The following is a 16,663-nucleotide window of genomic DNA, read 5'->3' on the forward strand; positions in this document are numbered from 1 at the left end:
AGGAAAAAGCGGTCGTTTGCGGAGCAGTCCGTTAGGATGGGATGCCGAGGTCTCCGTTCCCTCCGGGACGCTACGCGTTTCATGTCGGCGACAGCCGAAACGGCATATCCAATCGACCAAGAGAAAAGAAATAATATTTCCTTATATTCAATTCCCGAACGGTTTTAACCAGAGGTAATTATCAATTATCCATTATCAATTATCAATTAATGAACTTCTCTATACAATACCAATGCTACCGGACATGATATGAAGCACAAAATTTACCACGGTCTACTTAATAAAAATGATAAAGCCACATTTAGAATATCCAACTTTCTAAACTACTAGAAATTTTCTGCCCACCTCAGTGTGAGTAAAATCCTTTCAATGGTAAAGTCACATCTGAAAATATCTAATTCCCAAACTACCAAACTATATGTTCAAAAATTTTCTGCCAATCTCAGTATAAGTAAAATTCTTTGATTTATATATATTCCTGACTAGATGAATATTTTAATATTTACTATTGCGTATAAGGAAATAGTATTTTCATTTTCTTAAGTACTATTATTTATCGTATATTCAGTAGAAGAAATATGTTTGTTGGTACAACAGAAGCAGCTTCCCTATTAAATATTTCTGCTCAAAGAGTCCGAATTTTAATCAAAGAAGGTAGGATTCAAGGAGCCAGAAAAATCAATGGTCGGACTTGGGTAATTCCTCTATATAAAGGAATCCCAAGAGTCTCTAGACGAAAACGTGGGCCTAAGCCAAAATGGCATTCCTATAGACATTGTGGTAAAAATACCATTCATTTTGATCGTAACAATATTGCTATCAATAAAAAGAATAAAAATACTGCTCTAGATGTAATCTCTATTAAACGAGGCTCTAAGAATTTAGCGAAAGGTCACGAAATAGAAATTCACGGTTCTTGTAAAATTGTTTATCAACCAGAAAGACCTCACTCTTGTGGAGCAACAGTCTGGATTGAGACCTTGGCAACAGCAACAGTAGTTAACTTCGATGGTACAGTCGAGCGAGTAAATAATACATGGATTTGGGAAGAAGAGGAAATGTGGGAAATTAAGAAGAAAAATATTGAACAGCTAATTCGAGAAGTTTCTTAATACGCACCATCCTTACCCAAAACAACCTTGACTGTCTTCAACAAAATCTGGAAATCCATTGCCAAAGACCAATTATTGATATAAGTCATATCCAGGCGGAAGGCATTCTCAAAATCAAGAATATTTGAGCGACCCGATACTTGCCACAAACCTGTAATTCCTGGCAAAACATTTTGTCGTGCAAAATGATGTGGTTTAAAACATTCAACATCTCGTAATGGTAGTGGCCGAGGTCCGACTAAACTCATACTGCCTTTCACCACATTAATCAATTGAGGTAGTTCGTCAATGCTATAGCGCCGGAGAAACTTCCCAACTTTAGTAATGCGTGGGTCTTCTTTCATCTTGAATAGCACACCATCTTTAGTTTCATTTTTGGCCTCCAACTCTTTGATTAATTGATCGGCATTGGCAACCATTGTGCGGAATTTCCAAACTTTAAAATGTCGCCCTCTCAAACCCATCCGAGTTTGTTTATAAAATATTGGTCCTGGAGAATCTAGGTAAATTAGAACTGCAATGAAACATAGTAGAGGAGCAGCTAACAAAAGAAATAAACCTGAAGAAACCAAATCAAAACTACGCTTTATCCAATAATCAAAACCTACAATTGCTGGTGGACTTAAATGAATTGTGGGTATCCCACTAATCATTTCTATTTTTGGTACTTGAGTTGGAATACTCAAACCAACTGGTAAAATTCTCAGATGAATACCTGCTGTTTTTACAGTCCAACAAAATTCCATGTGGTCTGGTATTGACCGCCAAGAACAAACAAAAATTTCTCCCACTCCTTGCTTAGATATTTTTTCTAAAATCTCTTGCCAACGACAGCTATTTTCTTTAGTAGATAAATCAATTTGCCCTAAGATTTCATATTCTTTATTATTGACTAATTTCAGAGCAATTTTTGCCAGTAAAGTATCCTGAGGAGTACCCACTAAAAAAATTTTATGACTGAGATGAGATTTGCGAATAATTGTAATACTTGCTTCTGCAATTAAACGACCTGCCAATACAAATATCAGATTAAATAACCATGCTAGTAGAAAGGTAGAACGAGAAAAAATTGCCTCTGGTTCATAGAGGAAAGCTAGGAATAGTATGATTACTTGGGCAAAGGTAAGACTTTTGATTAACCTAAAATATTGACGACGACTTTCGCGCTCGCTATACAATCCAGCAGCAGCAATACTATTTAGTGTAATTAGTAAAATTGGTAGTAAAAATCCTGGTCTAGAAGCATTATCTCCAATTAAGTCAAAAGATGGGATTGCTTTCAAAGTATCTTGATTACTGCTAACCCACTGAGCACTTTTCCAAGCAAGAGATGCTAAAGTTGCATCTAGAAGTACAAATAAAATTGTACGCAACCAGCCAATCCTAATACCCCTACTAAGACTGATAATTCTGTTAGGAGCACGTTGATCTGATTTACTTTTTTCAACATCAGAAGTTATGGGCTTTTGTGAGTTCAGCATTTTTTTATTATCCTTAAACATCTTGCAGTATCTATAATCTTTGCAGAAATTAAGTTACTCCAAATACACCCTTTATCTAATTTTACTATCTGATACGACTGGGTAAAGTAATTATATATAAAATTACTGACCTGTATTGAGTTACCAGTAAACAGTTACTAATTAAAGGTATTAAGTTTTACGAAATTTTGCGCCAATAGTGAGGTACAGTTTTAATATTAATATCTTTTCTCGTTTCCCTAATCTCTACGAAGGAAGGATTTTTTGAAATTTTCGAGTCGTCAGCTTTAGTCCAAGAGACAATTTTCCCAGGAACTGATTAATTATCAATATAGTAACAGTATAAGATTATCAAGAGAAAGTTGAATTTCTTATATTTGATTTTTGAGCATAAATGCTTATCTGTTTTGTAAGCATTCAGCTATTAAATTATTTATTATCTAGCAACATTACGCTGTAAAGCAGTTATTCTCTGAGAATTAGGAAATACTCCTTCTCCTTGCATTTGATTTATTGGTGGTTTAATTTCTATTTTCATAACTTTTTCAGTACAAATACAAACTGTTTGATCTATTAAATGAAAAGTAATCCAAGGCTGTTTAAGTAATTGTTGTAATTCTGTTTGAAATTCTTGTGCATTAATTGGCAAACTGAAGGTTTCTGTGTGACCATCTATATAATAAAATTTTACCTCTGTACTACTTTCTTGAGCGTATTCAGCAAATGAACCTTTCATTATCTTTGTTCCTCAATTTGATTGGTTAATAATTAATAATTACATTTTATATAATATAAAAAACTCCTTTTAGCGAGTTTTTTTCTTTTTTATTCCTTTGATATATGTTCATAAAATTAGCTAAACATATCCTCACTTAACTTTTTAACATCAAAAAATATTTAATGATAACAAATATCTGCTCAAACTAACAAATATTTATAAAAGTTAAATTATCTTGAAAAAACTATAGCAATCCTATTTTAGTTATAATATTTTGGTGGTAGTTAGGAGTCAGGAGTCAGGAGTCAGGAGTCAGAATTTTCAAAGCTTTCAGTTTAAATTAGCTATTATAAAACTTATCACAACCTATTTGGGATTGCTATATATTACATAGATAACTTTTAAAATAGGTAAATTGAAAAATATTTGAGGAATAACAAGAATGAAATATCCTAATTACTTAAATTTCAAGAGTTAAAAAAATATATCTCCAGAAAAGAGGGAATAGGGAGTAGGGAGTAGGCAATTAAAACCTTGATAATTTTTACGATAAACTTATTAATCTGCAAAAAAATTATTAAAATTTTTCGATAAAAGGTGAAAAATATAACAATAGTTGCCTATACTCAATAAAATTGACTCAAAGTTAACCTTAGTTGCCATGATTAAATCTAGCAATATTTCCCAAACAGCCAAAACTTTATTCTCCCTAAATATCGCCCCAGCTCAAGTTATTCGAGGGAAAAATGCTCTGGCCGAATCAGGAGAGGCGATCGCCCGTCTTGGCAATAATCCCCTGATAGTTGGAGGCGATCGCTCCCTGAGTACTATCCAACCCTACCTCCAGCCCTTACTACAAACCCATAGTTTAAAATTTACCGAGGCTAACTACGGCTCAGACTGTAGTGAAACTAGCTTGGCCAATCTTCGTCAAACTGTGGACACCCACAAAGCAGACCTAATAATTGGTATTGGTGGTGGTAAAGCTCTCGATACAGCCAAACTCCTAGCTCACCAATGTCATCTACCTATAATTACCATTCCTACCTCAGCAGCTACTTGTGCAGCTTGGACAGCATTATCAAATATCTATTCGGACCAAGGTGCTTTCTTATATGATGTAAGTTTAGCTAGATGTCCAGAATTGCTAATTCTAGATTATGGGATTATTAAAACTGGGCCTCCCCGGACTTTAATAGCTGGTATTGGAGATGCGATCGCCAAATGGTATGAAGCCTCAGTCAGTAGTGGCCATTCAGAGCAAACAATGATTATTAGTGCTGTCCAACAAGCTAGAGTATTAAGGGATATCCTCTTTCAAAAATCAACTACTGCCCTGGAAGAACCAGGAGGAGAAACCTGGCAAGAAGTTGTGGATGCAACAGTATTATTAGCTGGTTTAATTGGAGGTATTGGCGGGGCGCAATGTCGGACTGTGGCTGCTCATGCTATTCATAATGGTTTAACTCATGTCTCTGCCAGTCATAGCAGATTACATGGAGAAAAAGTTGCTTTTGGTATATTAGTTCAGCTAAGGTTAGAAGAGATGGTACAAGGCAATCAACTAGCCGTGACTGCCAGACAGCAACTGTTAAAATTCTACAATCAGATTGGTTTACCGAAAAGCTTAAGTGACTTAGGCTTGAAAGAAATAACTTTATCTGAATTATGGTGTGCTGCTGAAGTTGCTTGTAATCCAAATTCTGACATTCATCGATTACCATTTAAAGTAGTTCCTGAACAATTAGTAGCAGCAATGGTTTCTACAACAGTCCCACTGGAGCTAGAGAAACAAAATTTGGGAACTAATTCAGATGTTGATACTACCTTAAACAATTAATAATTAATCATTACCTATTTTATAGTAGAAGGATTAAGTAAAAGGATTTTTTTCTTTGTTCTCGATTCATTGAGAGGCTTTATACTTGATTTTTAGATAAATACTAATACCAATTTGATAAATGTTTGTTACAAATGACTAGGGGATTTTTGTTGGAGTCAGTATTCAGGAGTCGTATTGGAATGGCTTTAATACCATGTTTTAGGTCGGAAATCATTTTTTTTGTAAAAGGTACATATTATATAATTTTTTTGAATCGCCATTACTATTGATAAGATTCCTTTTTCAAATTGGGATAAAATGTAGAAAATTATCACAATTTTTACTTGTTATTTTGGTGTAGCTTACCGTTGAAGGTAGATATGAGGCTTTTTTAAATTCCTAATTACCTTTATAATCAATTAATAATTAATAATCTAAGATTTCAAGTCTCTACTTTCAAGTCGAAAAAAGCAACACCAAATTTTATTCTTCGTTCTTTGGAAAAAAAGGTAATTGTTAATTGTCAATAAATCCAATTTTTTTTTGTAAAATAGTATATGTATTCAATTAACCCAGCAGACAGGGTACAAGCACTACCACCTTACGTTTTTGCCCGTTTAGATGAACTAAAAGCTCGTGCCCGTGAACAAGGACTAGATTTAATTGATTTGGGAATGGGAAACCCAGATGGAGCGACTCCCCAACCCGTTGTAGAGGCTGCCATTGCTGCTTTACAAGATTCTACTAATCATGGTTATCCACCTTTTGAGGGTAGTGCTAGTTTCCGCAAAGCAATTACTGATTGGTATTTTCGTCGTTATCGTGTAGAGCTTGATCCTGATGGAGAAGCTTTGCCACTTTTGGGTTCTAAAGAGGGTTTAACTCATTTAGCTTTGGCATATATAAATCCTGGAGATTTAGTTTTAGCACCTAATCCTGCTTATCCAGCACATTTTCGGGGTCCTTTAATTGCTGGTGGTAAGGTTCATAGTATTCTGCTGAAACCGGAAAATGATTGGATTATTGATTTAGCAGATATTCCCAATAGTGTTGCAGAGCAGGCAAAAGTTTTCTATTTTAATTATCCTAGTAATCCTACTGGTGCTACAGCTCCACGAGAATTTTTTCAAGATATTGTTGCTTTTGCGAAAAAGTATGAAATTTTGCTAGTTCACGACTTATGTTATGCTGAGTTGGCTTTTGATGGTTATCAACCTACCAGTTTATTAGAGATTCCTGGAGGAAAAGATATTGGTGTTGAGTTTCACACTATGTCTAAAACTTATAATATGGCTGGTTGGCGAATAGGTTTTGTTGTTGGTAACTCTCGCGTTATTCAAGGGTTACGGACTTTGAAAACTAATTTGGATTATGGTGTGTTTACTGCTTTGCAGTCAGCAGCTAAGACTGCTTTGCAGTTACCGGATGAATTTTTACATCAGGTTCAAGAACGTTATCGCCAACGTCGAGATTTTCTGATTCAAGGTTTAGGGGAGTTAGGTTGGAATGTGCGGAAAACTCTGGCAACTATGTATTTATGGGTTCCTTGTCCCCCAGGAATAGGTTCTACTGATTTTGCTTTGTCTGTCTTGCAAAAGACTGGGGTAGTGGTAACTCCTGGAAATGCTTTTGGTAGTGGGGGTGAGGGTTATGTGAGGATTAGTTTAATTGCTGAGTGCGAACGTTTGGGTGAAGCATTAAGTCGGTTTGAGCAAGCAGGTATTTGTTATAAGTAGGGAATAGGGAATAGGGAATAGGGAATAGGGAGAAATAACTGATATAGTCATTCCAGTTAAGATTGAGATAAGGGTTTCTTGTCTTATTCAGAATGACTATAATTTATGCATAAGAATTGATTTTATTTTCAATTTTTAATGTAGAGACGTTCCATGGAACGTCTCTATCAGAGGTAGTCCTAATAATTGTCGCTTCATTTTTCTGTCTTTGTCTGCCCAAAATACTAATTACCAAATCTTCCACCAGGATCGTTCGTTGATTTCCAGAGCAACAATAGTTAACTAAAAACCTTGTCAAACCTTTGTAAAACTCCTAATATATAGTTTGTGAATTTTAATAAGGTATGAAAAAGTATGTCACGCCGAAAGAGGCAGCAGCATATTACGGTGTCAACATCAGCACTCTCAGACGATGGGACAATGAAGGAAAGCTTGACAGCATCAGAACTCCAGGGAACCAGCGACGATTCTGCATTGATGAAAAACATCCCAAAAGTAAGCCAGTTATCGCTTATGCAAGAGTCTCTAGTCATAGCCAACGAGATGACCTTGACCGACAAATTGAATTTTTATGCGCAAAGTACCCCAACGCTGAACTTGTTTGTGAAATTGGAAGTGGACTCAATTTTAAACGGCGTAAATTCCTCAAAATATTGGAACGGGTATGTACAAGTGATATCTCAACACTTGTCGTCGCTTACGCCGATAGAGCCGTCCGATTTGGATTCCCACTTATTGAATGGTTGTGTCAGCAAAATGGGGTCAAGCTCTTGGTTCTCAACCAGAGAAACTTATCTCCAGAAGCGGAACTCGTTGAAGATATCTTGTCCATCCTCCATTGTTTCAGTGCAAGGCTTTACGGATTGCGGAAATACCAAAAGCAAGTCAGCAAAGCGATTCAAGACAAAGCCTCGGAACCAGACCCGGAAGTTGACACCAAACAGTGTCAGGAAGCTCAGGGTATTTCCATCTGATGCACTGCACAAAATCTGGAAGCGTTGGTTGAGTGCTTACCGTTGGATATATAACTGGACGATTGCCCAACTCAGAGACGGCAGCAAAGCAAGTGCTTACGATTGGCAAAAGTTAGCTCGCGATGCCGAACGTCCAGATTGGGTTAAAGAGTTGCCTGGGCATCAATTACAAGAAGCGGTCGCTGATGCAGTAGATGCTCACAAACAAGCTATGGCTAATGGTGGCATCACAAAGTTTAAATCTTGCCGTCAACCGTCTCAAGTCATCAAGTTCAAAGTTGGTAACTACAAGAAAAATCACTGGTATCCTACCAAGGTAAAGGGATTGACCTATCGCTCACCAGAAGGCTTTCCTGCTGAATCTAGTTATGGGACTCAGTTGGTTTTTGACCGTGGAAAATGGTATGGCATTTTCCCGGAGTATAAACAACCAATCCCCACAGATCACTCAAAAGTTATTGCTCTCGATCCTGGAGTGCGTACTTTTATCACTGGATATGATGGGGGAAAAATTGTGGAATTTGGGCATGGAGATATGGGGAAAATTCAGAGGCTGTGTTCTCACCTAGATAATTTAATGAGTCGCATTGACTTAAGCGTGGCTAAACGTCAACGACGAGCAATGCGTAAAGCAAGGTATCGCATCTATGAAAAAATTCAAAGCTTAGTTAAGGATTTGCACAATAAAGTAGCACAATTTCTTGTCAACCACTACAAAATCATCTTTATACCGACATTTGCTACTTCAGAAATGGTAGTCAAGTCTAGTCGAAAACTGAATAAACGCACGGCTCGAAATATGCTCTCATGGAGTCATTATAAATTTCAGCAGCATTTAATAAATATGGCTAAGAGACATAATGTTTTAGTAGTATTGTGTAATGAATCCTATACTTCAAAAACTTGTCCTGAATGCGGTCATGTTCACAAGCAATTAGGTGGAAATAAAAAGTTTCATTGGCCGAAATGTGGCTATAGTGCCCATAGGGATTGGAACGGCGCTCGTAATATTATGCTACGAGCTTTGCTGGACTAGGCGAACAGCCATCACTTTAACTGGTGATGCTATACAGATTCAAGGTGAATAGCTTTGAGTAGGTTAAATGTTGCACCAAGTTCAAAGTTTTTTACAAAAGTAAGTAGATTTGAGATTACTTGTCGTTCGGCAGTAAACGAGAGAGGGATTATCCTATAGGGCACAGGAAGCCCTCAAGGATAATTGATAATATCTCATCAAAATTTAATCTCGAACAAACAATTTCTAAGCCGACTCATGTTGTTTATGCCATGCAGGATGCCATAATAACTCAGCAGTAGAACGTTTTTCTACCATTTCTTTAGTAATAGTGCAGCGGGTAACATCTTGACGGGATGGTAACTCATACATAATATCTAACATTAACTCCTCTAAAATACCTCGTAATGCTCTAGCTCCTGTTTTACGTCTATATGCTTCTTGAGCGATCGCCGTTAGAGCTTCTTTATGAAATTCTAACTTGACATTATCCATCTTCAATAATTTTTGATACTGCTTAACCAAAGCATTTTGTGGTTCGGTTAATATTTTAATTAATGCAGTTTCATCTAATGGATCGATTACTGTTAATACTGGCATTCGTCCAATAAACTCTGGAATTAAACCAAATTTTACTAAGTCATCTGGTTCCAAATTTTTCAGTACATTAATATTCCGTTTTTCTTTTGATGGTAAAGCTATACTATTGTGACTAATATCTTCAGTCTGAATAAAACCCAAGGATTTTTTTCCCTGTCGTTGTTCAACAATTTTTTCCAGACCTACAAAAGCACCACCACAAATAAACAAGATAGAACTGGTATCTAGCTGAATAAAATCTTGATAGGGATGCTTACGGCCACCTTGTGGAGGAACATTTACTACTGTCCCCTCCAATATTTTTAATAAAGCTTGTTGTACCCCTTCTCCAGATACATCTCGCGTGATCGAAGTATTTTCACTTTTACGGGCAATTTTATCTATTTCATCTATATATATAATTCCTCTTTGAGCAGTTTCTATATCTAAATCTGCTACTTGCAGTAATCTTAATAAAATATTTTCTACATCATCTCCTACATAACCAGCTTCGGTAAGAGTTGTTGCATCCGCTACTGCAAATGGTACATCTAGTAACTCTGCTAGAGTTTGAGCTAATAAAGTCTTGCCACAACCTGTAGGACCCATCAAGAGAATATTAGATTTTTGTAATTCCACATCAGAGTCAACACTTTTCTCGGAATTATCTTTTGTTTGGCAACTCAGACGTTTGTAGTGATTGTATACTGCTACTGACAAAACTTTTTTTGCCTCGTGTTGTCCAATTACATGGTCATCTAAATATTGCTTAATTTCCGTAGGTTTGGGAACTTTTTCTAGAGGAATTTTATTCTTACCTAAATGTCTCTGGTTTTCTAATTGTGGCTCCATTAGACTAGCCGAAGTAGTATTTCTGCTAAATTCAAATAATTCTTCTTCTAATATCTCGTTACAAAGTTCTACGCATTCATTGCAAATATAAACCCCTGGACCTGCTATTAATTTGCGGACTTGATCTTGAGATTTGCCACAAAATGAACATTTAAGGTGGGAATCGTATTTGGACATATTTGTTTGTTTTCCTTGGTGATAGTGATATTTATTCTATAAAGGGGTTAAATCGTGTTATTTGAGGATAAGTGCTTGAGTTCAACTCCTTAACTTTGGTTATATTGAAGTCTGATTTGATAATTTATACTTCTATTTTAAATTATATTCTATTCTATATATTTTCATTTTAGTAATTTTAATATTACATACATAGATAAGTAAATTTGTTTAATTATCTATAAAATAGCGTTCAACATTCAAAACGCTAAAAAATTTTCCATAAGTAATTTCTGGTTTCATTTTCATTTGGAGAAAAGTTTGCTTCCCTAAATTTCTTATCATAGCAACAATTTTGAAGCCAAATTTTACCTACTTATTCAAAATCAACTGGCTTTTTGGCTACTTTAGATTTAGATGTTAACCAATAAATAATGTTAATAGCCTCCTCTTTCAAGGGGATAAAAAAGAAGATTCCTGATTTTCTTCGCCTTACTATTACTGGAGCTACTGATAACTAATAACTGAAATAACCTGCTAGCTTGAACAGATTTTTTCAGAATAAAATGTGGAAATTTTTGTAAAAATTAAAAGTGATTTGAGTAAGATAAGGAATACTGTGATATAATAACCAATCTATGTTGGATCTAGCGGGGATCAGCCGTTAGACGTAAGGGGGAAAGTTTGGTGCAAATCCAACGCTGTCCCGCAACTGTGAGATAATTTTAGATTTTATATTTAAAAAATTAAAAATCTAAAATTTATTGAAGCCAGGATGCCCACCAACATTAAAACAAAATCATTAAGACAATACATCTGCGAGGTACGGATGATATATAAACATAGCAAACCTACAAAACTTAGGGCGCAAAATCAGTTTCAGACAATCAGGGCTATTGTAATATTTACTTGTGCAAGTCTCATTTTTTTCAGCACAATAGAATCAGCAATGGCTCACCATCCAATGGGGGGTACAACACCAGCTAATTTTTGGGAAGGTTTACTTTCCGGTATGGGACATCCCATAATTGGAATCGATCATTTTGCTTTTGTGGTGGCAGTCGGATTAATAGCAGCAACAATCCCTAACGGTATATCAATACTAGCATCTTTCGTCGCGACAGCAATGCTAGGAACAGGTATTCATCTTCTCAGTATTGATTTGCCTTTAACAGAAATAGCGCTCGCCTTTTCAGTAGTTGCTTTTGGTGCAATGTTAGCTTTCAAGCAAAAGCTAAATACTCTTTTACTAATTATCTTTGCTGGTATTGCTGGTATATTTCATGGTTATGCTTATGGAGAAGCAATTATTGGTGCAGAAATGACACCACTATTAGCATATTTAGTAGGCTTTAGTGCTATGCAATTATTCATAGCATTATTGGCAATGAAGTTTGTTCAATTAATAAGTAATTTTTGGCAAAATCAATTCTTTTCTTTAATCCGTTTTTTAGGTTTAGCTATAAGTGGTATTGGAGTTGTATTTTTCACAAATGCTATTTTGAGCTAAGATCATACTTTTCAAGTTAGTCAGGTACATTATTTTAGGGTTGCTGAATGACGGTATTATTTGAGGATTCAGGAGATAGCAATAAGTCTTGATATTAAACTTTTGGTAGTTATTCTATCTCTGATAATTAATTACTCTGAATTTATCAAACCTGTTAGGTATCATTGCTAAAATTAGCAAAGCAGTTATTTTTCTTCTTTTAGATTCCTTGTTAAGGTCTTTATTGAAGAAAGTTTGAGATTGTATACTTAATTTAATTGGAGTTTCACGACAATTAATTTTAGACACCACAAATGACTGAAAAGTTTCAAACAGATTACTTTAAAATAATATTAGGAAAAATATATTTCCTTCACCTAATATCTGACTATCTATGGTTTCCGAAAAAGCAGACCATAGCAACAATAAAACCTAAAATTTTTACCTGGCTAATTTATTGATGATAATTGCTCTAACACAATTCAATTTATTCGTGCAAAATTTATCAAAAAAAACAAAATGTCAACGCCGCATATTCTATTTGTTTGTACTACTTGTGCCAGTGTTTGGAAAGATGGAAAAAGACAAGGTATTAGTGGGGGAGAAAAACTACTGAAACAACTTTCCCAACATCATCAAAATTGGCAATTAAATAATAGCTTTTCTATCAAAGAGGTAGAATGTATGAGTGCTTGTAGTCACTTTTGTGCTGTTTCTTTTGTTGCTCCTGGTAAGCATACTTATGTATTTGGAGATATACCTTATCAAACTGAAACTTTGTCTGAAATATCAGAAGCAGTATTAGAGTGTGCAAGTCTTTATTATTCTAAACCTGATGGGTTATTGTCTTGGTCGGAACGACCTGAAAAACTAAAAAAAGCTGTTTTGGCAAGAGTTCCGCCGTTAAGTTTTGCACAGAGTTAAGAAATATTCTTAAATGTTAGTTTGCTTTCTCTTCTGACCAGTTTATATAGCTATATTTGAATAAATCAGAAGTCAGAAGTTAAATTTATAGTAGGAGATGTTCACCATCAACTATAGGTGAAATCAGAAGTTATTAGGAGATAATAGCCATTCTCTAGTACATTTTTGGTCTAACTAAATTTGAGAGAAGCCAGAATGTCTTAATAGTAATGGTGACTACTATAAAAAAATTAGGAGGAAGATTAGCGAATGTGCAATAAATGTAACTTTTAATTTTCCCTCGATTGTTGATTATGATTTATCTTTCCAAGATAATAAATTAATAGCTAATAAATATATAGCTTTCAGCCATTAATTTATTTTTTCTCTCCCTTTTCCAGATTATCATTTTTGTCAAAAAACTCTAAATAAATAGTAATAAAGTTATGAGTGCTAAAATTCCAGTTACTGTAATTACAGGTTTTCTCGGTAGTGGTAAAACTACAACAATTCGCCATTTATTACAAAATAATCAAGGTCGTCGTATTGCAGTTTTAGTCAATGAATTTGGCGAAGTTGGCATAGATGGAGAGTTACTACGTTCCTGTCAAGTTTGTGATGAGGAAGATGTTAATAATAATATTGTTGAACTAACAAATGGTTGTCTTTGCTGCACGGTACAAGAAGAATTTTTTCCGACTATGCAAGAACTATTAAAACGTCGAGAAAAAATTGATTCTATTTTAATAGAAACTTCTGGGTTAGCATTACCAAAACCTTTGGTACAAGCATTTCGTTGGCCGCAAATTAAAACTTCTGCTACGGTGGATGGAGTTGTGACTGTTGTTGATTGTGAAGCAGTGGCAAATGGTAGTTTGGTTGGAGATATTGATGCTTTGGAAGCTCAACGTCAAGCCGATGAAAATTTAGACCATGAAACACCTATTGAGGAATTATTTGAAGACCAGTTAGCTTGTGCAGATTTAGTTTTATTGACTAAGGTTGATATGGTGGATAAAGTTACTTCTGATAAAGTACAAAATTGGTTAAAGGAACAGTTACCTAAAACTGTCAAAATAGTTCCTTGTATTGGAGGAGGAATTAATCCAGATTTATTGTTAGGTTTTAATGCTGCTGTTGAGGATAATTTAGATTCTCGTCCTAGTCACCATGATACTGAGGAAGAACACGAACATGATGATGAAATTAATTCTGTAAATTTAATTTTGGAGCAAGAGTTTGAACCGAAAGACTTGGTTGAAAAGTTGAAGGGTTTAGTGGCAAATTATGAGATTTATCGAATTAAAGGTTTTGTGGCAGTACCAAATAAGTCTATGCGTTTGGTTTTACAAGGGGTAGGCGATCGCTTTGATTATTTTTATGACCGTCTCTGGCAAAAAGAAGATATCAGGCAAACTAAGTTGGTGTTAATTGGTCGTCATCTCAAAGTAGAAAACATTCACTTGGAGTTGGGTAATCACTTCTCTAATTAAGTGAAATATTTTATCCCCTCTTTTCGGGGATATTTGAATATTTCATTCTCGGTATTTAATTTTAGAGGTCGAAATTTCAACTAAAGGAGTTTGTTGAGCGATCGCTTATTTTTTTTCTTTCTACTTTGATATTTTTAGTGTTGAATAAAAAGTCTAGTCCATGGGCGAGTAACTACCAATAACATAATAGTATCAGAGTTGGTTTGAGGATGCAACCTAATTTTCCTTCCCACGGGAGCAAATTTTTTTAGAGCTTGAGAAAATGAAATGTTTTGTGATTTGTAGTTTAGTAACCAGGGTTTTGCCAGGTAGTGAACCGTAACCTACTGCTAATTTTTGTTTTGATTTTTTCAGAAATTGCAAAGAATCAGACAACCTTTCAACAAACCTACGAAGTAGAACAAACTTCCTCTAGATTTCATAAATTTCAAATTAGTAGAAATGAAAATTTAGTGTTTCACATAAGGGGATAGTTCATCCCACAAATTTGGAAAACTAGCTTTAAAAGAATCAGGTTGAGCTAGTTCCATATCAATGTATTCAAACCCTGGAGCGACAGCTTCCCCAAGTAAACCAAACTCTCCCTCTTCAAGTATTGCTGCTTTCCAACAATTTTTTGGTACTAATAGTTGAAGAACATGACCTCTACTAACATCAAAGCCAAGTTTAAATCTTGACAATTTTCCTTGTAGGTCAACAATTAAATAAGTTATGGGATAACCAATGTGAAAATAATGAATAATATCTGATTTATTCTTATGGAAGTAGTCAACTGGGCTGTCATCAGTGAGCAGATAATAAATGGAAGTAAGTAACTTTCTTTCACTTCCTTTTCTGTCAGTATTTACAGTTATATCGGAACGGTAAGTTTCTTTAAAATAACCTCCTTCAATATGTTTAACCAGAGATAATTGTTCAATTATATCTTGCTTGTTCATTAATAATTAAACCTCTGAAAGTAGTATAGAAAAAATTAAGTAAGTATTTCTTTGAGGCAAAGAGGAAGTTAGTAATATAAAAAATATCGGTAACTTTTTGGTATTACTATCATTTACTATCAGCACTTCCAACAAAGAGAAGTAATTTCAGTTATCAGTTATCAGTTATAATTATTTCCTCCTATAGCAATCCTATTTTATTCGTGGCAAAAATCTTACTGCTTTTTAGGGAAAACTTAACTGGCAACAGGCAACAGGTAAGAGTTTCAACTTTTTTATTGATTTTTTAATCTGTCACAACCTATTTTAGGATTGCTATAGAGTTGGAGGTGTGAAATCCTAAATTTCCTTTTTTATCCCCTTTAAAAAGGAGACTTGAGAGCTTATTTCTTGGTCAAAATAATATTTGACAAAATACTTTAGTAGTTCTATGGAGATAGTTAGGTAGGTCGGTATAACTTATTTTGGGGAGAAATATTCCGACCAAAACCTCTACTTGTTTATCATTACTAAAGTTCTATGAATCTACTAATACTCCATAGGGAAGGGGAGAATTGTCTTTATCACCCCCAATTTCAAACCAGTAGAGTCTATGAGCTTCAACAAACTCCTCTCGACTGATGGAACCTGACTTATCTAAGTCAATACTATCAAAAGCTTGGTCAGCATGTTCAGGCTGTTGTGAGCCAGTGTATACTGCTAGGTACTTTCGGTACTCTTCACGAGATATTTGCCCAGAATGATCGGTGTCGATGATATCAAAGAAAATTTCGTTTTTACGTCTTGCTACTTCCAGTATTTTATCTGGCGATTCAATTAATGATACAGTCTTTGCAACTTTAGCGATCAAATCTTCTTCGCTAATTCGAGTATTACTATCAACTGGTTCCCCTCCAGCAATAAAATACTGAAACAGAGAATGACACATCTCGCGAATTTCTTCATTCTTTGATGAATCATTTTGAAGTTGAATTAAACGATTTCCAATTTCTTCAAAGTCGGATAGGGTTAAAACCCCATTTTGATCGACATCCATGAGTTTGAAGTAAGTCTTCATTCTGGTACACCAAACAGTGGATGACAAAAATTCTTCTGGAGACATTTCTGATTATAAGTCAAGAAAACTATATGAATGTCTTGATATTATCATTATCTATATTGAAAAATTAAATATGCCTCAGCTAATAATTAGCTAAGTAAGTTGGCATTAAAAATTATTGTTATAACTAGGCAAGAGGAAAAAGGCGAGAGACAAACGATGTTGAGCAATTCTAGTTTTTTTTCCAACCTACTTACTTAGACAAAATTATTTGTGTATTTGCGAATCAATTATAACAATGATTACCGAATTATTAATTATTAATTGTTAATTAAATAATTGTGGTTTAAAGCCTC

Annotated in this window: 13 protein-coding genes and 1 riboswitch; of the genes, 8 read left to right on the forward strand and 5 right to left on the reverse strand. The window is 34.9% G+C overall.

Features of this window, described 5'->3' with window-relative positions:
• The first annotated feature begins 578 nt into the window (after window positions 1-578).
• A complete protein-coding gene (locus tag ACP6PL_RS30580; RefSeq protein ID WP_426549135.1) occupies window positions 579-1,112 on the forward strand; it encodes a helix-turn-helix domain-containing protein in 534 nt (177 codons plus the stop codon).
• Here ACP6PL_RS30580 and ACP6PL_RS30585 read toward each other — a convergent pair.
• Together ACP6PL_RS30585 and ACP6PL_RS30590 are read right to left on the reverse strand one after the other, a co-directional pair.
• Window positions 1,109-2,593, reverse strand: coding sequence for a sugar transferase (locus ACP6PL_RS30585; protein WP_426549136.1), 1,485 nt, complete (start codon window positions 2,591-2,593; stop codon window positions 1,109-1,111). The genes ACP6PL_RS30580 and ACP6PL_RS30585 overlap by 4 nt on opposite strands.
• A 436-nt stretch (window positions 2,594-3,029) precedes the next feature.
• A complete protein-coding gene (locus tag ACP6PL_RS30590; RefSeq protein ID WP_426549137.1) occupies window positions 3,030-3,329 on the reverse strand; it encodes a hypothetical protein in 300 nt (99 codons plus the stop codon).
• Window positions 3,330-3,972: 643 nt separating this feature from the next.
• On the opposite strand from ACP6PL_RS30590, the gene ACP6PL_RS30595 reads away from it, so the two are divergent.
• From ACP6PL_RS30595 to ACP6PL_RS30610, 4 genes are all read left to right on the forward strand, one after another.
• Window positions 3,973-5,151: an iron-containing alcohol dehydrogenase family protein gene (locus ACP6PL_RS30595; protein ID WP_426549138.1), complete on the forward strand. Its 1,179-nt coding sequence runs from the start codon at window positions 3,973-3,975 to the stop codon at window positions 5,149-5,151.
• A gap of 539 nt (window positions 5,152-5,690) precedes the next feature.
• Window positions 5,691-6,869, forward strand: coding sequence for an aspartate aminotransferase (locus ACP6PL_RS30600; RefSeq protein WP_426549139.1), 1,179 nt, complete (start codon window positions 5,691-5,693; stop codon window positions 6,867-6,869).
• Between the two features lie 344 nt (window positions 6,870-7,213).
• A complete protein-coding gene (locus tag ACP6PL_RS30605; RefSeq protein WP_426549140.1) occupies window positions 7,214-7,843 on the forward strand; it encodes an IS607 family transposase in 630 nt (209 codons plus the stop codon).
• Complete coding sequence (locus ACP6PL_RS30610; RefSeq protein WP_426549141.1) at window positions 7,800-8,879, forward strand: RNA-guided endonuclease InsQ/TnpB family protein; 1,080 nt, start codon at window positions 7,800-7,802, stop codon at window positions 8,877-8,879. Before ACP6PL_RS30605 ends, ACP6PL_RS30610 begins: the two co-directional genes overlap by 44 nt.
• 225 nt (window positions 8,880-9,104) lie before the next feature.
• Here ACP6PL_RS30610 and clpX read toward each other — a convergent pair whose 3' ends face one another.
• On the reverse strand, window positions 9,105-10,466 hold the full coding sequence (clpX, locus tag ACP6PL_RS30615; protein ID WP_426549143.1) for an ATP-dependent protease ATP-binding subunit ClpX: 1,362 nt from the start codon (window positions 10,464-10,466) through the stop codon (window positions 9,105-9,107).
• A 604-nt stretch (window positions 10,467-11,070) separates the two neighbouring features.
• Window positions 11,071-11,246: riboswitch (cobalamin riboswitch) on the forward strand.
• 28 nt (window positions 11,247-11,274) lie between these two features.
• Between clpX and ACP6PL_RS30620 the strand changes: the two genes are divergently transcribed.
• From ACP6PL_RS30620 to cobW, 3 genes are all read left to right on the forward strand, one after another.
• A complete protein-coding gene (locus ACP6PL_RS30620) occupies window positions 11,275-11,955 on the forward strand; it encodes a HupE/UreJ family protein (RefSeq protein ID WP_426549144.1) in 681 nt (226 codons plus the stop codon).
• Between the two features lie 498 nt (window positions 11,956-12,453).
• Window positions 12,454-12,858: a DUF1636 domain-containing protein gene (locus ACP6PL_RS30625; RefSeq protein ID WP_426549145.1), complete on the forward strand. Its 405-nt coding sequence runs from the start codon at window positions 12,454-12,456 to the stop codon at window positions 12,856-12,858.
• A gap of 425 nt (window positions 12,859-13,283) precedes the next feature.
• A complete protein-coding gene (gene cobW / locus ACP6PL_RS30630; RefSeq protein ID WP_426549147.1) occupies window positions 13,284-14,330 on the forward strand; it encodes a cobalamin biosynthesis protein CobW in 1,047 nt (348 codons plus the stop codon).
• A gap of 449 nt (window positions 14,331-14,779) precedes the next feature.
• Here the strand turns inward: cobW and ACP6PL_RS30635 are convergent, their stop codons facing one another.
• Together ACP6PL_RS30635 and ACP6PL_RS30640 are read right to left on the reverse strand one after the other, a co-directional pair.
• Window positions 14,780-15,268 (reverse strand): cupin domain-containing protein, encoded by a 489-nt coding sequence (locus ACP6PL_RS30635; RefSeq protein ID WP_426549148.1) that lies wholly within the window; start codon window positions 15,266-15,268, stop codon window positions 14,780-14,782.
• 517 nt (window positions 15,269-15,785) lie between these two features.
• Window positions 15,786-16,370 carry an EF-hand domain-containing protein gene (locus ACP6PL_RS30640; RefSeq protein ID WP_426549149.1) on the reverse strand — a complete coding sequence of 195 codons (585 nt, stop codon included), beginning with the start codon at window positions 16,368-16,370 and terminating at the stop codon, window positions 15,786-15,788.
• Window positions 16,371-16,663 lie beyond the last annotated feature (293 nt).

Source organism: Dapis purpurea BLCC-M126 (genome assembly GCF_050015975.1).
GTDB lineage: Bacteria > Cyanobacteriota > Cyanobacteriia > Cyanobacteriales > Microcoleaceae > Trichodesmium.